The 23,153-nt window shown below is 60.0% G+C and carries 24 protein-coding genes; 14 read left to right on the plus strand and 10 right to left on the minus strand.

Features of this window, described 5'->3' with window-relative positions:
- Window positions 1-521 precede the first annotated feature (521 nt).
- The 6 genes from ftsK (at window position 522) to cysG (ending at window position 8,201) form a co-directional block, all read left to right on the plus strand.
- The gene (gene ftsK, locus JWU58_RS10715; RefSeq protein WP_206421889.1) at window positions 522-2,930 is read left to right on the plus strand and encodes a DNA translocase FtsK; all 2,409 of its coding nucleotides are present in this window, start codon (window positions 522-524) and stop codon (window positions 2,928-2,930) included.
- Window positions 2,931-2,997: 67 nt separating this feature from the next.
- Window positions 2,998-3,618, plus strand: a complete 621-nt coding sequence (gene lolA, locus JWU58_RS10720) for an outer membrane lipoprotein periplasmic chaperone LolA (protein ID WP_024013411.1) — start codon at window positions 2,998-3,000, stop codon at window positions 3,616-3,618.
- Window positions 3,619-3,813: 195 nt separating this feature from the next.
- Window positions 3,814-5,136 (plus strand): replication-associated recombination protein A, encoded by a 1,323-nt coding sequence (locus JWU58_RS10725; protein ID WP_042609225.1) that lies wholly within the window; start codon window positions 3,814-3,816, stop codon window positions 5,134-5,136.
- Window positions 5,136-5,510, plus strand: a complete 375-nt coding sequence (gene crcB, locus JWU58_RS10730) for a fluoride efflux transporter CrcB (RefSeq protein ID WP_123442126.1) — start codon at window positions 5,136-5,138, stop codon at window positions 5,508-5,510. The genes JWU58_RS10725 and crcB overlap by 1 nt, the downstream gene beginning before the upstream one ends.
- A 15-nt stretch (window positions 5,511-5,525) precedes the next feature.
- Window positions 5,526-6,806, plus strand: coding sequence for a serine--tRNA ligase (gene serS, locus JWU58_RS10735; protein ID WP_130899282.1), 1,281 nt, complete (start codon window positions 5,526-5,528; stop codon window positions 6,804-6,806).
- A complete protein-coding gene (gene cysG / locus JWU58_RS10740) occupies window positions 6,807-8,201 on the plus strand; it encodes a siroheme synthase CysG (protein ID WP_206421890.1) in 1,395 nt (464 codons plus the stop codon). It abuts the gene before it with no gap.
- A gap of 116 nt (window positions 8,202-8,317) precedes the next feature.
- Here the strand turns inward: cysG and JWU58_RS10745 are convergent, their stop codons facing one another.
- The 7 genes from JWU58_RS10745 to JWU58_RS10775 all read right to left on the minus strand — a co-directional run bounded on the left by JWU58_RS10745 (window position 8,318) and on the right by JWU58_RS10775 (window position 12,300).
- Window positions 8,318-9,319 (minus strand): glutathione S-transferase family protein, encoded by a 1,002-nt coding sequence (locus JWU58_RS10745; RefSeq protein WP_206421891.1) that lies wholly within the window; start codon window positions 9,317-9,319, stop codon window positions 8,318-8,320.
- A 91-nt stretch (window positions 9,320-9,410) separates the two neighbouring features.
- Window positions 9,411-10,412: a glycosyl transferase family protein gene (locus JWU58_RS10750; protein WP_122880206.1), complete on the minus strand. Its 1,002-nt coding sequence runs from the start codon at window positions 10,410-10,412 to the stop codon at window positions 9,411-9,413.
- Entirely contained in the window at window positions 10,409-10,744 is a 336-nt protein-coding gene (locus tag JWU58_RS10755; protein WP_206421892.1) for a TusE/DsrC/DsvC family sulfur relay protein, read from the minus strand. Before JWU58_RS10755 ends, JWU58_RS10750 begins: the two co-directional genes overlap by 4 nt.
- Entirely contained in the window at window positions 10,741-11,034 is a 294-nt protein-coding gene (tusB, locus tag JWU58_RS10760; protein WP_206421893.1) for a sulfurtransferase complex subunit TusB, read from the minus strand. Before tusB ends, JWU58_RS10755 begins: the two co-directional genes overlap by 4 nt.
- A complete protein-coding gene (tusC, locus tag JWU58_RS10765; protein ID WP_071172887.1) occupies window positions 11,034-11,390 on the minus strand; it encodes a sulfurtransferase complex subunit TusC in 357 nt (118 codons plus the stop codon). The genes tusB and tusC overlap by 1 nt, the downstream gene beginning before the upstream one ends.
- 2 nt (window positions 11,391-11,392) lie before the next feature.
- Window positions 11,393-11,785 carry a sulfurtransferase complex subunit TusD gene (gene tusD, locus JWU58_RS10770; protein WP_122603052.1) on the minus strand — a complete coding sequence of 131 codons (393 nt, stop codon included), beginning with the start codon at window positions 11,783-11,785 and terminating at the stop codon, window positions 11,393-11,395.
- A 185-nt stretch (window positions 11,786-11,970) separates the two neighbouring features.
- Window positions 11,971-12,300, minus strand: coding sequence for a DUF6388 family protein (locus JWU58_RS10775; RefSeq protein WP_123442129.1), 330 nt, complete (start codon window positions 12,298-12,300; stop codon window positions 11,971-11,973).
- A 133-nt stretch (window positions 12,301-12,433) separates the two neighbouring features.
- Here JWU58_RS10775 and JWU58_RS10780 point away from each other — a divergent pair, with 133 nt between their 5' ends.
- Window positions 12,434-12,784, plus strand: coding sequence for a hypothetical protein (locus JWU58_RS10780; protein ID WP_123442130.1), 351 nt, complete (start codon window positions 12,434-12,436; stop codon window positions 12,782-12,784).
- 101 nt (window positions 12,785-12,885) lie between these two features.
- On the opposite strand, the gene JWU58_RS10785 is transcribed toward JWU58_RS10780, so the two are convergent.
- A complete protein-coding gene (locus JWU58_RS10785) occupies window positions 12,886-13,311 on the minus strand; it encodes a GNAT family N-acetyltransferase (RefSeq protein WP_123442131.1) in 426 nt (141 codons plus the stop codon).
- 152 nt (window positions 13,312-13,463) lie between these two features.
- Here JWU58_RS10785 and JWU58_RS10790 point away from each other — a divergent pair, with 152 nt between their 5' ends.
- From JWU58_RS10790 to JWU58_RS10815, 6 genes are all read left to right on the plus strand, one after another.
- Entirely contained in the window at window positions 13,464-13,904 is a 441-nt protein-coding gene (locus JWU58_RS10790) for a hemerythrin domain-containing protein (RefSeq protein ID WP_024013399.1), read from the plus strand.
- A gap of 207 nt (window positions 13,905-14,111) precedes the next feature.
- Entirely contained in the window at window positions 14,112-14,747 is a 636-nt protein-coding gene (locus tag JWU58_RS10795; RefSeq protein WP_206421894.1) for a lytic polysaccharide monooxygenase auxiliary activity family 9 protein, read from the plus strand.
- A gap of 98 nt (window positions 14,748-14,845) precedes the next feature.
- A complete protein-coding gene (locus JWU58_RS10800) occupies window positions 14,846-15,433 on the plus strand; it encodes an NUDIX domain-containing protein (RefSeq protein ID WP_206421895.1) in 588 nt (195 codons plus the stop codon).
- A 148-nt stretch (window positions 15,434-15,581) separates the two neighbouring features.
- A complete protein-coding gene (gene ggt / locus JWU58_RS10805) occupies window positions 15,582-17,309 on the plus strand; it encodes a gamma-glutamyltransferase (protein ID WP_206421896.1) in 1,728 nt (575 codons plus the stop codon).
- Window positions 17,310-17,374: 65 nt separating this feature from the next.
- On the plus strand, window positions 17,375-17,908 hold the full coding sequence (locus JWU58_RS10810) for a cysteine hydrolase family protein (protein ID WP_206421897.1): 534 nt from the start codon (window positions 17,375-17,377) through the stop codon (window positions 17,906-17,908).
- 103 nt (window positions 17,909-18,011) lie between these two features.
- A complete protein-coding gene (locus JWU58_RS10815) occupies window positions 18,012-19,028 on the plus strand; it encodes a lysozyme inhibitor LprI family protein (protein ID WP_206421898.1) in 1,017 nt (338 codons plus the stop codon).
- On the opposite strand, the gene JWU58_RS10820 is transcribed toward JWU58_RS10815, so the two are convergent.
- Window positions 18,995-19,339 carry a DUF7693 family protein gene (locus JWU58_RS10820; protein ID WP_123442136.1) on the minus strand — a complete coding sequence of 115 codons (345 nt, stop codon included), beginning with the start codon at window positions 19,337-19,339 and terminating at the stop codon, window positions 18,995-18,997. The genes JWU58_RS10815 and JWU58_RS10820 overlap by 34 nt on opposite strands.
- Before the next feature lie 160 nt (window positions 19,340-19,499).
- Here JWU58_RS10820 and JWU58_RS10825 point away from each other — a divergent pair, with 160 nt between their 5' ends.
- Window positions 19,500-20,945 carry a SulP family inorganic anion transporter gene (locus JWU58_RS10825; RefSeq protein WP_206421899.1) on the plus strand — a complete coding sequence of 482 codons (1,446 nt, stop codon included), beginning with the start codon at window positions 19,500-19,502 and terminating at the stop codon, window positions 20,943-20,945.
- Here JWU58_RS10825 and JWU58_RS10830 read toward each other — a convergent pair.
- A complete protein-coding gene (locus JWU58_RS10830) occupies window positions 20,913-23,144 on the minus strand; it encodes a response regulator (RefSeq protein WP_206421900.1) in 2,232 nt (743 codons plus the stop codon). The genes JWU58_RS10825 and JWU58_RS10830 overlap by 33 nt on opposite strands.
- Window positions 23,145-23,153 lie beyond the last annotated feature (9 nt).

Genomic DNA, 23,153 nt, shown 5'->3' on the forward strand with positions numbered 1-23,153 from the left:
GCATCCAGGCTTGCAGAAGGGGAGGGCGGTCAGGGGGCGTGCAGGCCCCGCGAAAGAGTTTGCCGCGAAACGGCGCCGCTGTCCTGCACAGTTGTCTGGTGCAGCGAGCATTGAGCTGCAACTTGATGTGTCGCCCGTGGTCGTAAGCGTCGCCGTATCGATGCTGTTGAGCATTCCTGTGAGCCCGATCCGGCCAGGTTCGCTACGTTCATCAAATACAGCTCATAAGCCTTTGTCACAAAAGGCAATGCATGCTCCAATTGCAAGGCACTGCGTGTGCGATTGGCTATGCTCAAGGCTGGGGTCTGAAACATGGCATCGGGCGCACAAACCCGTACAATGCCGGGTTGTGACGGGCTTTTCGCTGCGCACAGTGTTTATGGCTGTGTTTATAAAACCAGTGGCACAGTGTTAAAAGTACTCCCAGTTGAGCTTTTCACCTTTTTTACCTGCCTGGATTGGGCAGTTTTTTATCGTCATTCAATAGATGGACGCGCCTCGGGCGCAGGAAAAGAAGCGTTTTGAAGAAGACCACCGAAGCACCCAAAACAGTCGTTCCGCTCTGGCGCCAGCAACTGCACTACCGGCTCAAGGAAGGTGCATTGATCGCCATCGGCGCCTTGTGCCTGTTCCTGATGATGGCTTTGCTGACTTACGGCAAGGACGACCCGGGTTGGAGCCATAACAGCAAGATCGACGATGTGCAGAACTTCGGCGGCCCGGCCGGCTCGTACAGCGCCGATATCCTGTTCATGGTGCTCGGCTACTTCGCCTATATTTTTCCGTTGCTGCTGGCGGTCAAGGCGTACCAGATCTTCCGTCAACGCCACGAACCATGGCAGTGGAGCGGCTGGCTGTTTTCCTGGCGCCTGATCGGTCTGGTGTTCCTCGTGCTCTCCGGCGCTGCGCTGGCGCACATTCATTTCCATGCCGCGACCGGTCTGCCGGCCGGCGCTGGCGGTGCCCTGGGCGAAAGCCTTGGCGATCTGGCGAAGAATGCGCTGAACATTCAGGGCAGCACGTTGCTGTTCATCGCGCTGTTCCTGTTCGGCCTGACCGTATTCACCGACCTGTCGTGGTTCAAGGTGATGGACGTCACCGGCAAGATCACCCTCGATCTGTTCGAACTGTTCCAAGGCGCGCTCAACCGCTGGTGGTCGGCGCGCACCGAGCGCAAGCAACTGGTCGCGCAACTGCGTGAGGTTGATGACCGCGTCCACGATGTAGTCGCACCGACTGTCACCGACAAGCGTGAACAGGCCAAGGTCAAGGAACGCCTGATTGAGCGTGAGCAAGCGCTGAGCAAGCACATGTCCGACCGCGAGAAGCAGGTGCCACCGGTGATCGCGCCGGCACCGGCCAAGGCACCAGAGTCGAGCAAGCGCGTGCAGAAAGAGAAGCAGGCGCCGTTGTTCGTCGACAGCGCGGTCGAAGGCACCTTGCCGCCGATCTCCATTCTTGATCCTGCGGAAAAGAAACAGCTCAACTATTCGCCTGAATCCTTGGCAGCGGTCGGCCACTTGCTGGAAATCAAGCTCAAGGAATTCGGCGTCGAAGTCACCGTTGACTCGATCCACCCGGGCCCGGTGATTACCCGTTACGAAATCCAGCCTGCCGCCGGGGTAAAAGTCAGCCGTATCGCCAACCTGGCGAAAGACCTGGCGCGTTCGCTGGCGGTGACCAGTGTGCGGGTCGTCGAGGTGATTCCGGGCAAGACCACTGTCGGTATCGAGATTCCCAACGAAGACCGCCAGATCGTGCGTTTCTCCGAGGTGCTGTCGACCCCCGAGTACGACAACTTCAAATCCCCGGTCACCCTGGCGCTCGGTCATGACATCGGCGGCAAGCCGGTCATCACCGACCTGGCGAAGATGCCGCACTTGCTGGTGGCCGGTACCACCGGTTCCGGTAAGTCGGTGGGCGTGAACGCGATGATCCTGTCGATCCTGTTCAAGTCCGGGCCTGACGACGCCAAGCTGATCATGATCGACCCGAAAATGCTTGAGCTGTCGATCTACGAAGGCATTCCGCACCTGCTTTGCCCGGTTGTGACCGACATGAAGGACGCCGCCAACGCCTTGCGCTGGAGCGTTGCCGAGATGGAGCGTCGCTACAAGCTGATGGCGAAAATGGGCGTGCGTAACCTCTCCGGCTTCAACGCCAAGGTCAAGGAAGCCCAGGATGCCGGCGAGCCGTTGAGCGATCCGCTGTACAAGCGCGAAAGCATTCACGACGAAGCGCCGCTGCTGCAGAAACTGCCGACCATCGTCGTAGTGGTGGACGAATTCGCCGACATGATGATGATCGTCGGCAAGAAGGTTGAAGAACTGATTGCCCGTATTGCGCAAAAAGCGCGTGCGGCGGGGATTCACTTGATTCTTGCGACCCAGCGCCCGTCGGTTGACGTGATCACCGGTCTGATCAAGGCCAACATCCCGACCCGTATGGCGTTCCAGGTATCGAGCAAGATCGACTCGCGGACCATCATCGACCAGGGTGGCGCCGAGCAACTGCTCGGTCACGGTGACATGCTCTACATGCCGCCGGGCACCAGTCTGCCGATCCGCGTCCACGGCGCATTCGTCTCCGACGATGAGGTTCACCGTGTGGTCGAAGCGTGGAAGGTGCGCGGCGCGCCGGAATACAACGACGACATTCTCAACGGTGTCGAAGAGGCGGGCAGCGGCTTTGAAGGCGGCAGCGGTGGTGGCGACGGTGATGATCCGGAAGCCGACGCGCTGTATGACGAAGCGGTGCAGTTCGTCCTCGAAAGCCGTCGCGCATCGATTTCCGCTGTGCAGCGCAAGCTGAAGATCGGCTACAACCGCGCCGCGCGGATGATCGAGGCGATGGAAATGGCCGGCGTCGTTACCTCAATGAACACCAACGGTTCGCGTGAAGTCCTGGCCCCGGGCCCGGTACGCGACTGAAACGCAACGACGCGGGTGGCGCAATGACGCACCACCCGCTCTCCCACGATTATTCAAGAGGACTCTCATGCGCCTTATCCGCATGCTGTTGCCAGTACTGGCGCTGACCACACTCACGGCCCACGCCGATGAAAAGGACGTGGCGCGTCTGACCCAATTGCTCGAAACATCGAAAACCCTGTCGGCGAACTTTTCGCAGTTGACCCTCGACGGCACCGGCACCCAGTTGCAGGAAACCACCGGCAACATGACCCTGCAGCGTCCGGGCCTGTTCTACTGGCACACCAACCCGCCGGCCGAGCAGACCATGGTTTCCGATGGCAAGAAAGTCACCTTGTGGGACCCGGACCTGGAACAGGCAACCATCAAGAAGCTCGACGAGCGTCTGACCCAGACGCCAGCGCTGTTGCTGTCCGGTGATGTCTCGAAGATCAGCCAGAGCTTCGATATCAGCGCGAAAGAGGCGGGCGGCGTGATCGACTTCACTCTCAAGCCGAAAACCAAGGACACCCTGTTCGACAACCTGCGCCTGTCGTTCCGCAACGGCCTGCTCAATGACATGCAACTGATTGACAGCGTCGGCCAGCGCACCAATATCCTGTTTACCGGGGTCAAGGCCAACGAAGCGGTGCCAGCGTCGAAATTCAAATTCGACATTCCCAAGGGTGCCGACGTTATCCAGGAATAAACACCGGGCCTTTGTGTCAGGGCCTTTGTGGTGAGGGCCTGCTATTGAGGAGCTATTGTGGCGAGGGGATTTATCCCCGTCCGGCTGCGCAGCAGTCGTCGCTTTTGGGGCCGCTTCGCAGCCCAACGGGGATAAATCCCCTCACCACAGGTTCTTCAGCAGATTTCAGAAAATCAGAGGTTTCAACGCTACGTGATGGATCTGTTTCGCAGTGCACCGATTGCCCAACCCTTGGCCGCGCGTTTGCGTGCGGCCAATCTGGATGAGTACGTCGGTCAGGAACACGTGCTCGCTCGCGGCAAGCCTCTGCGTGAGGCGCTGGAGCAGGGCGCGCTGCATTCGATGATCTTCTGGGGGCCGCCGGGCGTGGGCAAGACCACCCTGGCGCGCTTGCTCGCAGAAGTCTCGGATGCGCACTTCGAAACGGTTTCGGCGGTGCTCGCCGGGGTCAAGGAAATCCGCCAGGCCGTTGAAATCGCCAAGCAGCAGGCCGGCCAGTACGGCAAGCGCACGATCCTGTTTGTCGATGAAGTGCACCGCTTCAACAAGTCGCAGCAGGACGCGTTTCTGCCCTACGTTGAAGACGGCACGCTGATCTTCATCGGCGCCACCACCGAAAACCCTTCGTTCGAACTCAACAACGCCCTGTTGTCGCGGGCCCGCGTCTACGTGCTGAAAAGCCTCGACGAAGCGGCGCTGCGCAAACTGGTACATCGTGCGCTGACCGAGGAGCGTGGGCTGGGAAAGCGCAACCTGACCCTGAGCGATGAAGGTTTTCAGATGCTGCTGTCGGCCGCCGATGGCGATGGCCGGCGTCTGCTCAATCTGCTGGAAAACGCCTCTGATCTGGCCGAAGACAACAGCGAAATCGGCACCGAGCTGCTGCAAAGTCTCCTCGGCGATACGCGCCGACGGTTCGACAAGGGCGGTGAAGCGTTCTACGACCAGATCTCGGCGCTGCACAAATCCGTGCGCGGCTCCAACCCTGACGGCGCGCTGTACTGGTTTGCGCGGATGATCGACGGCGGCTGCGATCCGCTTTATCTGGCCCGGCGCGTGGTGCGCATGGCCAGCGAAGACATCGGCAACGCCGACCCGCGTGCGCTGAGCCTGTGCCTGGCGGCATGGGAAGTGCAGGAGCGTCTCGGCAGCCCCGAGGGCGAATTGGCAGTCGCCCAGGCCATTACTTATCTGGCCTGCGCACCGAAAAGCAATGCGGTGTACATGGGCTTCAAAACCGCGCTGCGCGCAGCGGCTGAGAACGGCTCGCTGGAAGTCCCGCTGCACCTGCGCAATGCACCGACCAAGCTGATGAAGCAATTGGGTTATGGCGACGAATACCGCTACGCCCACGACGAGCCGGACGCCTATGCCGCCGGTGAAGACTATTTTCCGGAAGAACTCGAGCCGATTCCGTTCTATCAGCCAGTGCCCCGTGGCCTGGAGTTGAAGATCGGCGAGAAGCTCAATCACCTCGCTCAGCTCGATCGTCTGAGCCCTCGGCAGCGGAGAAAATAGTGCTTCCATTGATCCTTGCAGTGTCGGTCGGCGGTGTTGCCGGCACCTTGTTGCGCTTCGCCACCGGTAATTGGGTCAGCGCCAATTGGCCGCGGCACTTCTATACCGCGACGCTGGCCGTTAATATCGTGGGCTGCCTGCTGATTGGCGTGTTGTACGGCCTGTTTCTGATACGCCCGGAGGTGCCGATCGAGGTGCGCGCCGGGTTGATGGTCGGCTTCCTCGGGGGGCTGACGACTTTTTCATCCTTTTCACTGGATACGGTGCGCCTGCTGGAAAGCGGGCAAGTGTTGCTGGCCCTGGGCTATGCCGCACTCAGCGTATTCGGCGGGCTGCTCGCGACGTGGGCCGGCCTGTCCCTGACCAAACTTTGATAACGAGAAACCGACATGCTCGATTCCAAACTGTTACGTAGCAACCTTCAGGACGTAGCGGACCGCCTGGCTTCCCGTGGCTTTGCCCTGGACACCGCGCGCATCGAAGCGCTGGAAGAACAGCGCAAGACCGTCCAGACCCGCACCGAAGCACTGCAGGCTGAACGTAACGCGCGTTCCAAATCCATCGGGCAGGCCAAGCAGCGTGGCGAAGACATCGCGCCGCTGATGGCGGACGTCGAGCGCATGGCGGGCGAGTTGAGCGCTGGCAAGGTCGAGCTGGATGCGATCCAGACCGAACTCGATTCGATCCTGTTCGGTATCCCGAACCTGCCGCACGAGTCGGTTCCGGTCGGCAAGGACGAAGACGACAACGTCGAAGTGCGCCGCTGGGGCACGCCGACTCAGTTCGATTTCGAAGTCAAAGACCACGTTGCCCTCGGCGAAAAGTTCGGCTGGCTGGACTTTGAAACCGCCGCCAAGCTGTCCGGCGCGCGCTTTGCGCTGTTGCGTGGCCCGATCGCGCGGCTGCATCGCGCACTGGCGCAGTTCATGATCAATCTGCATGTCACCGAACATGGCTACGAAGAGGCTTACACGCCGTATCTGGTTCAGGCTCCGGCGCTGCAAGGCACCGGCCAGTTGCCGAAATTCGAAGAGGATCTGTTCAAGATTGCCCGCGAAGGCGAAGCCGATCTGTACCTGATCCCGACCGCCGAAGTGTCGCTGACCAACATCGTTGCCGGCGAAATCGTCGATTCGAAACTGCTGCCGATCAAATTCGTCGCCCATACCCCATGCTTCCGCAGCGAAGCCGGTGCGTCGGGCCGCGACACGCGTGGCATGATCCGCCAGCACCAGTTCGACAAAGTCGAAATGGTCCAGATCGTCGAGCCATCGCAATCGATGGAAGCGCTGGAAGGCCTGACTGCCAACGCCGAAAAGGTTCTGCAACTGCTCGGCCTGCCTTACCGCACCCTGGCGCTGTGCACCGGCGACATGGGCTTCAGCGCGGTCAAGACCTATGACCTGGAAGTGTGGATTCCGAGCCAGGACAAATACCGCGAAATCTCCTCGTGCTCCAACTGCGGCGACTTCCAGGCGCGGCGCATGCAGGCGCGTTTCCGCAACCCGGAAACCGGCAAGCCCGAGCTGGTGCACACCTTGAACGGTTCCGGCCTGGCGGTCGGTCGTACTCTGGTTGCCGTGCTGGAAAACTACCAGCAGGCCGACGGTTCTATCCGCGTACCGGACGTGCTCAAGCCGTACATGGGTGGCCTCGAGGTCATCGGCTAAATGAAATATCTGCCGCTGTTTCACAACCTGCGCGGCAGTCGTGTGTTGGTTGTCGGTGGGGGGGAAATTGCCTTGCGCAAATCCCGCCTGCTGGCCGATGCCGGTGCGCTGCTGCGGGTGGTCGCACCTGAAATCGAAACGCAACTGGCTGAACTGGTCGCTGCCAGCGGCGGTGAATGCCTGTTGCGCGGTTACGCCGAAACGGATCTGGACGGTTGCGGGCTGATCATTGCCGCTACCGACGACGAAACGCTCAACGCGCAAGTCTCCACCGATGCCCACCGCCGTTGCGTGCCGGTCAACGTGGTCGATGCGCCGGCCTTGTGCAGCGTGATCTTCCCGGCGATCGTCGATCGCTCGCCGTTGATCATCGCTGTGTCCAGCGGCGGCGATGCGCCGGTACTGGCGCGTCTGATCCGCGCGAAAATCGAAACCTGGATTCCTTCCACTTACGGTCAGTTGGCAGGGTTGGCTGCGCGTTTTCGCAATCAGGTGAAAAACCTGTTTCCGGATGTTCAGCAGCGTCGCGGCTTCTGGGAAGACGTTTTCCAGGGCCCGATTGCCGATCGTCAACTGGCCGGGCAGGGCGCTGAAGCCGAGCGCCTGTTGCAGGCCAAGGTCGATGGCGAGCCCATGGTCACCACTGGCGAGGTTTATCTGGTCGGTGCCGGCCCCGGTGATCCGGATCTGTTGACCTTCCGCGCACTGCGCCTGATGCAGCAAGCCGATGTGGTGCTCTATGACCGCCTTGTGGCACCGGCGATTCTCGAGTTGTGCCGTCGCGATGCCGAGCGGGTGTATGTCGGCAAGCGTCGTTCTGACCACGCAGTGCCGCAGGATCAGATCAATCAGCAACTGGTCGATCTGGCCAAGGCCGGCAAGCGTGTGGTGCGGTTGAAGGGCGGCGATCCGTTTATCTTCGGGCGCGGTGGCGAAGAGATTGAAGAGCTCGCGGCCCACGGTATTCCATTCCAGGTGGTCCCGGGCATTACGGCGGCCAGCGGTTGCGCTGCTTATGCGGGGATCCCGCTGACCCACCGTGACCATGCGCAGTCCGTGCGGTTTGTCACTGGCCACTTGAAGGATGGTTCCACCGATCTGCCATGGGCCGATCTTGTCGCCCCGGCGCAGACGCTGGTGTTCTACATGGGCCTGGTGGGTTTGCCGATCATCTGTGAGCAGTTGATCAAGCATGGTCGCGCGGCGGATACCCCGGCGGCGTTGATTCAGCAGGGCACTACAGTCAATCAGCGGGTTTTCACCGGCACGCTGGCGGATCTTCCGCGAATGGTGGCGGAGCATAAAGTGCATGCACCGACCTTGGTGATCGTCGGCGAAGTGGTACAACTTCGCGAGAAGCTGGCGTGGTTTGAAGGGGCGCAGGCGCAGGTCTAAACACCGCGTCGTTCCCTTCGCGAGCAGGCTCGCTCCCACATTGGATCTGTGTCATGCACAAATCCGGTGTGGGAGCGAGCCTGCTCGCGAACGGGGTCTCGAAAACACCGAGCTAATCAACCCCGGCGCCAAACCCCTTTCCCGATCAACCGCTCGCGATCATGCGCTACGCTGAAATCCTGCTGCGGCCCCTTCGGCACCACGCCGGTCGGGTTGATGGTCTTGTGGCTGCCATAGTAGTGATGCTTGATGTGCTGGAAATCCACGGTTTCGGCAATTCCCGACCACTGATACATCTCGCGCAGCCAGTTCGACAGGTTCGGGTAATCGGCAATCCGCCTAAGGTTGCACTTGAAGTGCCCGTGATACACCGCGTCGAAACGAATCATCGTGGTAAACAGGCGCACGTCGGCCTCGGTCAGGTATTCCCCGCTCAGGTAGCGATTGGCACCCAGCAGTTGCTCCAGATGATCCAGTTCGGCGAATACTTCGTCGAAAGCCTGTTCGTAGGCCTGCTGCGAAGTAGCGAATCCGGCGCGGTAGACACCGTTGTTCACCGCCGGGTAGATCCGCTCGTTCAGCGCATCGATTTCGTTGCGTAGCGGCGCCGGGTACAAGTCCAGATCGTTGCCAGTGATCCCGTCGAAGGCGCTGTTGAACATGCGGATGATTTCCGCCGATTCATTGCTGACGATGCGCTTGAGTTTCTTGTCCCACAACACTGGCACCGTCACGCGCCCGGTGTAGTCAGGCGTATCAGCCGTATACCGCTGGTGCATGAAGTCGAAGCCATCGAGTTTGTCGCCGGTCGAGCCTAGCGCTTTGTCGAAAGTCCAGCCGTTTTCCAGCATCAGCCAGCTGACCACCGACACGTCGATCAGACTTTCCAGACCTTTCAGTTTGCGAAAAATCAGCGTGCGATGCGCCCAAGGGCAGGCGAGGGAAACATAGAGGTGATAGCGCCCGGCTTCGGCAGTGAAACCGCCTTCACCGCTGGGGCCTGGCTGACCGTCGGCGGTCACCCAGTTGCGGCGTTGCGCTTGTTCGCGCTGGAACGCGCCGTCCTTGCTGCTTTCGTACCACTTGTCCTGCCAGTGGCCGTCGACGAGTAAACCCATGATCAAGACTCCCAAAACCAATATTCGTTGGAGTCGAGTCTATTCCGATGAGTTCGAACAAAAAGCGCAAAGATCGGGCGCTAATGATCGGTTAGATCGATGTGTTGCGCGCCGCCCAGTACTGTTCTGCGGTTGCGAAGGCCTGTTCGCGATTCTGACCGAGACCGCGCAGGGCGAGGGCCATGGTCGCAATCAAGGCCATTTGCGGGTAACTGTCGACCACATCGCCACGCCACACGGCTTTCAAGTGCTCGATGTCCAGCGAGGCGGGTTTGACGTGGCGCTGCGCTGACAGCTGCGGCCATTCTTCATCCCAGCTCTGACCGCCGCTGGTGCCATAAAGGTGGCTGGTGGCGTCGGGGTTGATCTCGATTTCACCGCCATCGCCCTTGACCACAATTGCCGTGTCGCCGAGCAAGCCGCTGGCATCGCGATGTACCGCCTGGTAGCCCGGATGGAAAATGCTTTGCAGGCCGCAGCGTGCGCCCAACGGATTGAGAATCCGCGCCAGCGAGTGGATCGGCGACCGCAGGCCCAAGGTGTTGCGCAGGTCGATCATCTTTTGCAACTGCGGCGCCCAGTCCACCAGCGGCATAAACGCGAGGCCGCCGTTGTCCAGTGCCGTGCCGACCTGCTGCCAATCACGGCACAGGGGAATGTTCAATTCGCCCAGCAGTTGTTCGCTGTACAGACGCCCGGCCGTGTGCGCGCCGCCGCCATGCATGAAAATGCGTACGCCGTTTTGCGCCAGGCACTTGGCCGCGAGCAGATACCACGGCAGGTGGCGTTTTTTGCCGGCGTAGGTCGGCCAGTCCAGGTCGACATTCAATGCGGGCGCGTGCAAGCGTGCGCGCAGGGCTTCGGTGAAACCGGCCATTTCCTCGGCACTTTCTTCCTTGTGCCGCAGCAACATCAGGAAGGCACCCAATTGCGTATCTTCGACTTGGTCATCGAGCACCATGCCCATGGCCTCGCGGGCTTCCTCGCGCGTCAGGTCGCGGGCGCCGCGCTTGCCCTTGCCGAGAATGCGCACGAATTGCGCGAACGGGTGCTCGGCAGGCGTTTCGAGGGTCAATGCTGGAAAGTCGTTCATAGGCAATTCGTCGGTTTGGGCAGGCCCGCCAGTTTCGCGGCGAGTTTGGCAGGGGTGCCTTTGAACAGTCGGTTCAGGTGCAGGCTGTTGCCTTTGTCGGCGCCGAGTTTCAACGCGGTGTACTTGATCAGCGGCCGCGTGGCCGGCGATAGCTGGAATTCGGCGTAGAAGCTACGCAGAAGGTCAAGGACTTCCCAGTGTTCGGGCGTCAACTCGATGTCTTCGGCGGCGGCGAGGGCGCTGGCGACTTCAGCCGACCAGTCGCTGAGGTCAACGAGAAAGCCGTCCTTGTCCAGTTCGATGGCGCGGGCGCCGACGGTCATTGAATTCATAGCCAGCTGTTGACCTTGGCGTGATGGATCGACAGTTCGACGAAGGCCGGGTAGTCAATGGCCTCGGCCCAGTCTGGAACCTCGATCGCACGCGCCTGTGCGTCCTCAACCAATACAAAAAGTTTGATTGGTCGCTCTTGCAGAGCAGAGAACGGCGCAGTGTCCGGTTGCAGCGCATACACCGCATCGCCGGACAACAACACGGCGTCGGCGCTGCCGAGCAGGCGCAGGCAACTGCTCAGACGATCGTCGCCGAACGGGGAATGAGACAACACATGCAAAGTCGACATCAGAGGGTGATCACCTGATCGTAACGGTCAATAAGGGCGGTGATGTGTTCAGCGGCGAGTGGCTGCGCTTCGTCCAGCGACAGGTTGCCAAGACCGCGAGCATTGGCGCTTTCGGCGCAATAGAACAGCTCTTCGACACCAAACATCGGCAGCGCCTGCAGATTGGCGCTGAGGTCTTTCTGCTGCAAGGCCCTGGCGTTCTGCCCGGCGGCCAGTTGCAGCACGCCATCATCGAGAAACAGCAAACCGATCGGCAGATCGAAGGCGCCACCGGCGAGCACGATATCCAGCGCTTCCCGGGCGCCGGGGCCGGACCACGGCGATTGGCGGCTGATGATCAACAGCGATTTGGCCATGTTCAAGCGCCTCCGAAACAGATGAGCCGATCAGCGTCCTGCACGGCGTCGTGCAACTGACCCAGACCGGACAATTCCCACGGCGCGCTGAGCGAAATCGCTTCACGCTGGTAACGCTTGGCTTCTTCTTCGTTCAACACACCACGGCGCAAAGCGGCGGCGATGCAGACCACGCCGTCAAGTTGCTTTTCGCTGATGAAGGCGCGCCATTGCTTGGGCAAATCCAGTTCATCCTGCGGCGTCACCACCGCATCGGAGGCGTTGAACACGCCGTCCTGATAGAAGAACAGCCGAACAATCTCATGGCCGCCGGCCAGCGCGGCCTGGGCAAACAGCAAGGCACGGCGCGAGGAGGGCGCATGGGCGGCGGAAAACAGCGCGATGGCGAACTTCATGATGGACTCGATCAGCGAAACTTCGGCCATGATAAAGCTTTATTGCGCGTGCCGCGAAATCTGGTAATACGCGGTTCACGGTGGGAGCCTGCTCGCGAAAGCGTCATCTCGTTCGAGATCAGTTTCGGCAGTCACACCGCCTTCGCGAGCAGGCTCGCTCCCACGGGAGATTTGCGGCGGCTGGATTACGGGGTGATGCCGTAAAGATCGCAATACTCGATCCAGCCCATCCCCGCCATTTCCGCCACTTCCCGATGCACTTCCAGCCGTTGCGCCTGATATTCCTCGGGCGAAGCAGCGGTCAGCTGCAACGTCAGCTCCCAGGCGAACAACCCCTGTCTCTCCGCTTCGTCCTCAAACGCCTCATGCAAGCGTTCTTCGCGATACTGCGCCTGGGTTTCGCCCTTGGCCTGAGCCAGCAGCGGGTTGAGATGGTCGAGGGTTTCACGTAGTTCGGGTCGCGCATCGAGAAACAGTTTCAAAGCCTGTTCATGTCGCTGGTCGCTAGGCGCCATGTAATTTCCTTGTGTGACTGATGACCATAGGGTGCCGCACCTGCTTGCGCATGTCGCGCATAAAAACAGTAAAGCAGAACGATTTGCCGCGTCGCAGTGCTACAGTCCGCTTTTTTCTCGATGAGCAAATGCAATGCGAATGCTGATGGTAGTGCTGGCGGCGGCCCTGTTGGCCGGGTGCGCCGGTTCGGTGATGAACGATGCTCGCAGCAAGAGCCCGGACAAGGTCTTGACCTCGGACAAGCCGGAGAAAGACGTCGCCCGGTGCGTGCAATTCGCCTGGCAGGACGAAGCCGTGTTCGGCGTCGACGCGGCGGCCTATCTGGAGCAGCGCGAGTCCGGCGGCACTACGGTTTATACGCGTTCGGCAGAGTCGTTTGTCGATGTGATCACCGAAGCGTCCGGCACGACCTTGAACTATTACGCGCAGAAGAGTGATTTTGTCGCGATGCGGCGGATGGCGGCGATGGCGACCTGCCTTTGATTATGGGGTGAAGCGGTTGACGCTTTCGTGAGCAGGCTCGCTCCCACAAGTTGTAATGCATTGCACTGTGGGAGCGAGCCTGCTCGCGAATACGGCATGACTCAATCGATCAGGCGCTTCTGAAAGTAGTGCCGCTTGTGCCCCGGTGGGTAGTCAACGATTTCCCCAAACTGGCAGAACCCCAGCTTCTTGTAGAACTCGGGCGCCTGAAAATCGAAGGTGTCGAGCCAGAGGCCGTAGCAGTTTTTTTCCTTGGCCAGGGCTTCCGCCTGAGCCATCAATTTCGAGCCGATCCCCTGTCCGCGACCTTGTTCCGGCACGGACAGCAGCTCGATGAACATCCAGCGAAAAATCATTCGCCCGTACAAACCGCCCAGTATTTCGCCATTTTCGTCTTTGACCATCAAGGCGAACGGCTCGGATTTCGAACCGCCGGTTTGAGCATCGTTGTATTCGATCAGCGGCTGCAGAATGGCCTGACGCTGTTCCTCGGTAGGGCTCTGCGTCAACTCGATACGCAAATTCATGCATGACTTCCTTGTGTAATTGAACGCCCAGCCTAACCCGTCCGGGCAAACGCCTCCAAGCCCTTCGATCGAACAAGCGGAACCGTCAAACCAGCGTTGCGGTCTAGGCTTTTATCGCTTCTTTCCCTGAGCGCGATTGATGAGGAAATCCCGTGAATATTTTTGAAGCCCTGCGCGAAAGCCACGAGCGCCAGCGCACTTACGCCAAGGCTTTGATCGCGACCAGCGGCGACAGCCCTGAGCGGGTCGAGGCCTACAAGCAGCTCAAAGCAGAACTGCAAGCCCATGAAACCGCTGAAGAGCGGCATTTCTATATTCCGTTGATGGAAATCGATGAAGGCGTGGACCTGAGCCGCCACGCCATCGCCGAACACCACGAAATGGACGAGATGATGGAAGAGCTCGACGAGACCGAAATGTCCAGTCCGGCCTGGCTGGCCACGGCCAAAAAGCTTTCCGACAAGGTTCATCACCACCTCGAGGAAGAAGAGCACAAATTCTTCCAGATGGCCGGCAAGCTGCTCGACGATAAACAGAAAAGCCAACTCGCCGGGCAGTACGAAAAGGAGTATCAGGCGCAACTGTCTGAATGACCAAAGGCGACTCGGCGTGTAGGTGTTCAGCTACACGTTGAGTGCGATGCGTCGTCGAGCACTGGTTATGCATCCAGTATTTCCGGGCTTTTTACGTCTTGCACACTGGGACTGTGACAAAAGCGCCGATGGACAAAAAATTCACCTCCGTTAGCTTGAAGGCCTCTCCTCGGGAAGGAGAGTTCTCAAATCAACGGAGTGAGCAAGATGAATCAGGCAATCCCACAAACCCAACTCAAACACGGTCGTGTCATCTCGCCAGCGAGTCGCGGCGCGGTCGCCATCGACCTCGGCTTGCTAGGCGCCTGGCAAGTCAATGAAATGGAAGGTGGCAAGAACTTTCCGGCCATGGACGCCGGACCTTTCCCGCAACCTTTCGAGACCGACTCGGACAGCGTCGCGCCGCCGGCCGATGGCTACATTCTCAGCGGCGGCAAGACCGATGCCCGCGATTGCGTCAATTACACCGACGACGAGATGAGCAAGAAGCTCGGCCGTTCATTCAACTGGCCGCTGCTGAATGTCGATCCGGGGCAGATTTTCGAGGTCAGCTGGGCGTACACCGCGCCGCACACCACCCGAGGTTATCGCTGGCTGATCACCAAAGACGGCTGGGATCCCCAGCAACGCATCAGCCGTGCGCAGCTGGAAACCCAGCCGTTCTTCGAAGACTTCTACCCGCAAGTGCCGTATTACAGCCATGCCGGCGAATTGAAGGCCAAGGTCGATCATCAAGTGAAGCTGCCTGCGAACAAGCAGGGTCATCACGTCATTGTGCTGATGTGGATCGTCGCCAATACCGGCAACGCCTTCTACCAGGCCTTCGACGTCGACTTTAAGTAATCGCGCAGCCTGAACGAGCTCGGTAGCGCTGCCGGGCTTTTTTTGTCGGCGCAATTGTCCGACCATGGCAGTCCCCCATGAAGACAGGATCAGACGCGATGTCCAAAACAGCCGAACGGGTCAACATCGTCGACACTCAGGTGTTGTCCCACGACTGGTATCTGTTGAAGAAAATCACTTTCGATTACCACCGCAACAACGGCGAATGGCAGCGTCAGACCCGCGAGGTATACGACCGGGGCAACGGCGCGGCGATTCTGCTGTTCAACCGCGAAAAGCGCACGGTGGTGCTGACCCGCCAGTTTCGTTTGCCGGTGTTCGTCAACGGCCACGATGGATTGTTGATCGAGGTGGCCGCCGGGTTGCTGGAAGGTGCCGCGCCCGAGCAGCGCATTCGTGACGAAGCCGAGGAGGAAACCGGTTACCGCGTGCACGACGTGAAAAAAGTATTCGAAGCGTACATGAGTCCCGGTTCGGTGACGGAGAAGCTGCACTTTTTTATCGCTGAATACGATGCCACCTCCAAGGTCAGCGACGGTGGTGGCCTGGAACAGGAAACCGAAGAACTGGAAGTGCTCAAATGGGGCTTCGATGAGGCACTGGCAGCATTTCAACGCGGCGAGATCTGTGACGCCAAGACCATCATGCTGTTGCAATACGCAGCGATGAATAACCTCTTCGCTTGATTCGGGCAGGAGCTGCCAAAGACTGCGATGGCTCAGCATACTGGCTGAACGGGGAGGCGCAATACGCAAAGCAGGCCATACTGCTTGTTGCTCCTGAAGTGTTGCCCTGCGTTTTGCGCAGTCCCCAAAAACAAAAAGAGATCGACTCATGAAGTACGAACCTTTGGCCAGATCGCTCATTGCGACCTCTCTGGCGCTCAGCTGTCTCATGGCTCACGCGGCATCGGTGGCGCCGGTGGCGGCGGAAAACGGCATGGTGGTCACCGCGCAACATCTGGCGACCCATGTCGGCGTCGATGTTTTGAAAAACGGCGGCAATGCCGTGGATGCGGCAGTGGCCGTGGGCTATGCGCTGGCGGTGGTCTATCCGGCTGCGGGCAACCTTGGCGGTGGCGGGTTCATGACCATACAACTGGCGGACGGGCGCAAGACCTTTCTCGATTTCCGTGAGAAAGCCCCGCTGGCAGCGACCGCCAACATGTATCTGGACAAGGACGGTAACGTCATCCCAGACCTGAGCACCCGCGGGCACCTGGCCGTCGGGGTGCCGGGCACCGTGTCCGGCATGGAGCTGGCGCTGAGCAAATACGGCACCAAACAGCGCAAGGAGATGATTGCCCCGGCGATCAAACTGGCCGAAGACGGTTTCGAATTGCAGCAGGGCGATGTCGAGCTGCTCGAATACGCGACGGATGTGTTCAAGAAGGACATGCGCGATTCCGGCTCGATCTTCCTCAGCAACGGCGAGCCGATGCAGGTCGGGCAGAAACTGGTGCAAAAGGATCTGGCGAAAACCCTGCGGACAATCTCCGACAAGGGCGCCGACGGCTTCTACAAAGGTTGGGTCGCTGATGCCATTGTCACTTCCAGCCAGGCCAACAAAGGCATCATCAGCCAGGCCGACCTGGACAAATACAAGACTCGCGAACTGGCCCCGGTGGAATGCGATTATCGCGGCTATCACGTAGTCTCGGCGCCACCGCCAAGCTCCGGCGGGGTGGTGATCTGCCAGATCATGAATATCCTCGAAGGCTATCCGATGAAGGACCTGGGCTTCCATTCCGCTCAGGGCATGCACTACCAGATCGAAGCGATGCGCCACGCGTACGTTGATCGCAACAGCTACCTCGGCGATCCGGATTTCATGAAGAATCCGATCGAGCACCTGCTGGACAAGAATTACGCGACCAAACTGCGCAACGCCATCCAGCCGCAGAAGGCCGGCATCTCGGCTGAGCTCAAGCCCGGTGTAGCGCCCCATGAAGGCAGCAACACCACGCATTATTCGATCGTCGACAAGTGGGGCAATGCCGTTTCGGTGACGTACACGCTCAACGACTGGTTCGGCGCGGGCGTCATGGCGAGCAAGACCGGGGTGATTCTTAACGATGAAATGGACGACTTCACCTCCAAGGTCGGCGTGCCGAACATGTACGGGCTGGTCCAGGGGGAGGCCAATGCCATCGCACCGGGCAAGGCGCCGCTGTCGTCGATGAGTCCGACCATCGTCACCAAGGATGGCAAAGTGGTGATGGTGGTCGGCACGCCGGGTGGTAGCCGGATCATCACCGCGACCTTGCTGACCATGCTCAACGTCATCGATTACGGCATGGGCTTGCAGGAAGCGGTCGACGCGCCGCGCTTCCATCAGCAGTGGATGCCGGAGGAAACCAACCTCGAAGACTTCGCCGCCAGCCCGGATACGAAAAAGATCCTCGAGAGCTGGGGCCACAAGTTTGCCGGCCCGCAGGATGCCAACCACATCGCCGCGATTCTGGTCGGCGCGCCGTCACTGGGCGGCAAACCGGTTGGCAAGAATCGCTTCTACGGCGCCAATGATCCACGGCGTAATACCGGCTTGTCACTGGGTTACTGAGCGGAGTAAAAAGGGGCGGGCTTAGGTCCGCCCTATTCTCAAGGACTGATCAAGGAAGGCTCGACATGACCACCGCATTACTGATCATCGACGTCCAGCAGGCGCTGTGTGCTGGTGAATATCAGTGCTTTGAAATCGACCGCGTGATCGCCACGATCAATGATCTCAGCCAACGCGCCCGTACGGCTGGCGTTCCGGTGGTTTTGATTCAGCACGAAGAAAAGGACGGCTCATTTGTTCGCGGTGCTGAGGGTTGGCAACTGGCGAAAAACCTTCTGACTTCTACGAAAGACCTGCACGTAGACAAAACCACCGGGGACTCTTTCTACCAGACCGATCTCGGCAAGCTGCTGCCCAGCGAGGACTTCGAACGCCTGATCATCTGCGGCCTGCAAACCGATTACTGCGTCAACGCCACGGTGCGCAGCGCGCATTCACTGGGCTACGACATCGTCGTCGCGCGGGATGCGCATTCGACGGTCGATAACGGCAACATGAGCGCCGAGGACATCATTGCCGAACACAACAAGGACTTCGCCGCCCTGACCAGTTCCGTGGCACGAATCGACGTCAAACCGGCAGCCCAAATCACCTTCTGAACTCACACAAAACCCCTGTGGGAGCGAGCAGACTCTACGACAACGGCGATTTACGGCAGCAGCACTGGCATAATCCCCGCCGCCCGAAGAATGGAATCTCTCGATGTTCGCTATCTACCTGCGTCACGCCGTGGCGCTGACATCTATCGTCCTCGCCTGCACCGCCCATGCCAGCAGTTTCGATTGCACCGACGCCACCAGCAAAACCGAAAAAGCCATCTGCACTGATCCCTACCTCTCAACCCTTGACGACAAGCTCGCCGAGCAATGGCGGACCACGCTGGGCAAAGTTGCCGATCCCAAAAAGCTGAAAACCGACCAGCGTCAGTGGCTGAAAAACCGCAACGCCTGCGGTGCCCTGAGCGCGTGTCTTCGGCGCGAATACCTGATGCGCCTCACTGAGCTCGAACACGCGGTTCAGCCCTTCAGTTGGGATGCCACCTGGCAACTGATTCCGCGCGGCACCTCGACCTCGGCGACCCTTGTCACCCAACGTCGTAATGCCACGCATATCGCCATCGATATCTCGGCAGGCGAGGGCGCCAATTCCGGAGACTTGACTGGCGTTGCCATACTCAAGGATGGAACAGCCGTGTACGCCGAGGACGCCTGCAAACTCGCCTTCACGCCCATCAATGGCGTACTGAACGTCACGCAAACCGGTGCGGACTCCGACTGCGGCGGAGGCATGGGCGTGTATTACGCCGGTCGGTATGTCGCCTCCGAACAACCGCTGAAGCTGGATTACGATCTGCTCAGCCTGGGTCTGGCTCGCACACCCGCAGAAGATCAGGCACTGCGTTCGCTGCTCAAGACCGACTACCAAAAACTGGTAGAGACCTCCGGTTCCTTGCAGGTCGGCGAAAACTCAAAAGATGTGCCCGATGCTCAGGTTGTAGAAATGTGGATGCGCGGTCTCGGCGGCATCGGGATCCTGATGAGCGCGGCCGATGCGCAGGTCTGGCTGATCTTCAAAAGCTACGATGACCAGAGCCATGAACATCTGCGGTACTACACCAACGTGGCGAAGTGGAAGAAGCGGCTGCCCGATGTGCTGCAGGGCTGGTATGACCGCATGCACGAAAGTCAGTCGTCTCTGGTTCTGGAAATGATGCCTTGAGCCACAACTCCATCCGCCTCACGCACTAACCGTTCGATCTGCGCCAATTCCCACGTGCTGAGCAGACTCACCGGGTCGGTACCATAACGCTGCCAAGTGTCCAGCGTCGCTTCATCCCCGGCGCAGTTGCGCGCGTATTCACAGTGATGCAAGTGTCCCTCGGCGAAGTCCAACCGCAGATGCCAGCCCTCGATATCAACGGCAATCAGCCCGGTCTCGGACATTACCTGGCAGACTTCGAACCCAAGCACGCCCAGCGCAGCTTCGCGCAGGCGCTGACACACATCACGGGCGGACAAAAACGCTGACATGCTGCGACTCGATTCGATGGACAAGCCTGCAAGGATAAGGCCCGCGCCACCCCATGTCAGCGTTTCACTGGCCCGAGGCCGAACAATTCCGTAACATTCGCCTCCCTCTTTTTTCGCGAAAACAGCAGCCGTGCCCAGCGGCCGCTCAGTCAGGTAAGCCATGAAACCGATTCGTCTGCGCGCCGATGTCCTCGCCGGACTCACCACCTCGTTCGCCCTGTTGCCCGAATGCATTGCTTTCGCCCTGGTCGCGCATCTCAATCCGCTGATGGGCCTGTACGGCGCGTTCATCATTTGCACGCTGACGGCGTTGTTTGGCGGTCGACCGGGCATGGTTTCCGGTGCGGCGGGTTCGATGGCGGTGGTGATCGTCGCGCTGGTGGTGCAACACGGCGTGCAATATCTGCTGGCAACGGTGCTGCTCGGCGGTCTGATCATGATGGCGTTCGGGCTGTTGCGCTTGGGCAAACTGGTGCGCATGGTGCCGCATCCGGTGATGCTCGGTTTCGTCAACGGCCTGGCGATCATCATTGCGCTGGCGCAACTGGAGCACTTCAAAAGCGGCGAGCACTGGCTCAGCGGTACGCCGCTGTATCTGATGACCGGGCTAGTGCTACTGACCATGGCCATCGTTTACATCCTGCCGCGCCTGACCAAAGCGGTACCGCCGGCCCTGGTGGCGATCCTTGGTGTCGGCCTGCTGGTCTACCTGTTCGGGCTGCCGACCCGCACCCTCGGTGACATGGCGCACATTGCCGGCGGTCTGCCGACCTTCGCTTCGCCGGACATCCCATGGAATTTCGAAACCCTGCGCATCATCGCCCCGTACGCGATCCTGATGGCGATGGTCGGCCTGCTGGAAACCCTGCTGACGCTGAACCTGACCGACGAGATCACCGAAACCCGTGGCTATCCGGACCGTGAGTGCGTAGCGCTTGGCGCGGCGAACATGGTGTCCGGGGCGTTCGGTGGCATGGGCGGTTGCGCGATGATCGGGCAGACCGTGATCAATCTCAGCTCCGGCGGGCGCGGGCGCTTGTCCGGCGTGGTTGCCGGTGTGCTGATTCTGTTGTTCATTCTGTTTCTGTCACCGCTGATCGAGCGTATTCCGCTCGCCGCGCTGGTGGGGGTGATGTTCGTGGTGTCGCAGCAGACCTTCGCCTGGGCGTCGTTGCGGGTGATCAACAAGGTGCCGCTGCACGATGTGCTGGTGATCATCGCGGTGACCACCATCACCGTGTTCACCGATCTGGCCACGGCCGTGCTGTGCGGGATCATCATCGCTGCGCTCAACTTCGCCTGGCAGCAGGCCCGCGAACTGTATGCCGATGAACATCTTGAAGCCGATGGCAGCAAGCTCTATCGCCTGCACGGCACGCTGTTTTTCGCCTCGACCACGCCGTTTCTCAACCAGTTCGACCCGGCCAACGACCCGGCCAAAGTCACTCTCGACTGCCGACACCTGAGCTTTGTCGATTACTCGGCGATCGCCGCATTGAAAACCCTGCGTGAACGCTACGCCAAGGCGGGCAAGCATCTACAGGTGTTTCATCTGTCGGAACGCTGCAAGAAATTACTCAAGCGCGCCGGCGTCGATCACGACTGACGCCGCTGGTTTTGCGTCCTTGAGCCAGGTCTTGCCGAGAATTCGCGAGACCTGTTCGGCGGAGTAGGGCTTGGCGAGAAATTCAAAACCTTCGTACCCGCTGCGCGCCAGTTCTTCGCTGTAGCCGGAGGTCAGAATCACCGGCAGATCGGGGCGACGCTGACGCAGTTCCTTGGCCAACGCGACGCCGGTGATGCCCGGCATGACTACGTCGGAAAACACCGCATCGAACGCGCTGGCATCGCTACCGGCCAACTGCAGGGCTTCTTCAGCGTTGGTCGCCCATGCGGTTTCATAGCCCAGATCCTGGAGGATCTGGTTGGCGAAACGGCCGACGTCGAGATTGTCTTCGACCACCAGCACCCGGCGTTTTTCGCACGCCGGCTGCACCTCGCCATTCTCCTCTGCCTCGTCCATTTCTGCCTCGATCGCCGGCACTTGCGGCAAATACAAGGTGAACTCGGTGCCTTGACCAAGGACGCTGGAAACATCGACGTTGCCGCCCGATTGCTTGGCGAAGCCGAACACCTGCGACAGCCCCAGACCCGTGCCTTTGCCAACAGCCTTGGTGGTAAAGAACGGCTCGAAGATGTGTTCGAGGGTGTGTGCGTCGATGCCGGCACCGGTGTCGGCCAGGGCAATCGACACGAAATGGCTGCTGGACCCAGCGTGGCCGCGAATCGGCGGCAGCGCTTTATGGCACTCCAGGCGCAATTTCAGCTCACCCTGACCATTCATGGCGTCGCGAGCGTTCAGGGCGATGTTGATCAATGCTGTTTCGAACTGACTGAGATCGACGCGGATGTAGCAGGGGTGATCCGGGCGCTCGACGCACACGTGAATCTGCGCGCCGGTGACCGATTCGAGCATTTCGCCGATGTTGGCCAAACGTTCGCCGGCGTCGACTACCTGCGGATTGAGCGGCTGACGGCGGGCGAAGGCGAGCAACTGGCTGGTCAGCTTGGAGGCGCGCTCAACGGTGTCGGACACCGCGCGCATGTAGCGTTGACGGCGTTCTTCCGGCAGGTTGGGCTGGCGCAGAAAATCCACCGACGAACGAATGATCGTCAGCAAATTGTTGAAGTCATGGGCGACGCCGCCGGTCAATTGGCCGATGGCTTCGAGCTTCTGCGACTGGCGTAATGCCGACTCGGCCTGGGCCAGACGCAGGCTGCGCTCTTCGACCCGTTGTTCCAGCGTGGCATTGAGTTCAGCCAATGCAAGCAAGCCCTCGCGCACGTTGGCGTCGGCGCGCACTCGCTCGATGTGCGCCCAGCAACGTTCGGTGACTTCGCTGAGCAGCGCCTGTTCGAAGCTCGACCAGACACGCGGCACTTTGTCGTGAATGGCCATTAACGCGGTAAGACGGCCTTGCTTGATCAGCGGCACGCAAATGGTGGCGGTGATGCCTATGCCCTGAAAGGTCGCTGATTCTTCCGGCGGCAATTCGCTGCGGTTGTCGTGGATCACCAACGGTTGACCCGCGCGCAGAAGGCGTACGGCTTTCTCGCCGAAATCGCGCAAATGGTAGTGGCCGACGATGCTCGGCGAACCCGGCGCTGCATAGTCGCCGCGAATGGTGAAGCCATCCTCGTCGGCATCCATGTCGGCGTAGGCGCAATTGGACAGACGCAGTTGCTCGACCATCAGCCGCGTGCTTGCCGCCAGGATTGCTTGCGCATCCGTGGCATTGGTCACCGCTTCGCCGATGGCATCGAGGACGGCCAGGCGTCGGTTGAGATAAACGGTCTGGGTGGTCTCGGTGACGGTGTCGATCATGCCGACGACATTGCCGTGGGAGTCGCGAATCGGGCTGTAGCAAAAAGTGAAGAACGCCTGCTCCGGGCCTTTGCCGCGTTCGATCTGCAGAGCGAAGTTTTCGATGTAAGTGGCCTGGCCGGCGTACGCGGCCTCAGCAATCGGGCTGATCTCGTGCCAGGCTTCCTTCCAGATGTCGCTGAAAGGGCGTCCCAACGCGTGCGGCTTGTCGCCGAGAATCGGTACGAAGGCGTCGTTATAGAGTGTGATGAGTTGCGGGCCCCAGACGATCGCCTGAGGGAAATGCGAGGCGAGACTGAGCGAGACAGTGGTCTTGAGTACATCGGGCCAGTTTTCCAACGGGCCGAGGGGCGAATTCGCCCAGTCGTGACGGCGGATCTGCCCGGCCATCTCGCCGTTGTCTTGCAACCAGTCTGTCATGGGGTTCGT

Origin of the sequence: Pseudomonas atacamensis (genome assembly GCF_017167965.1) — a bacterium.
In the GTDB taxonomy this organism is placed as follows: Bacteria; Pseudomonadota; Gammaproteobacteria; order Pseudomonadales; family Pseudomonadaceae; genus Aquipseudomonas; species Aquipseudomonas atacamensis.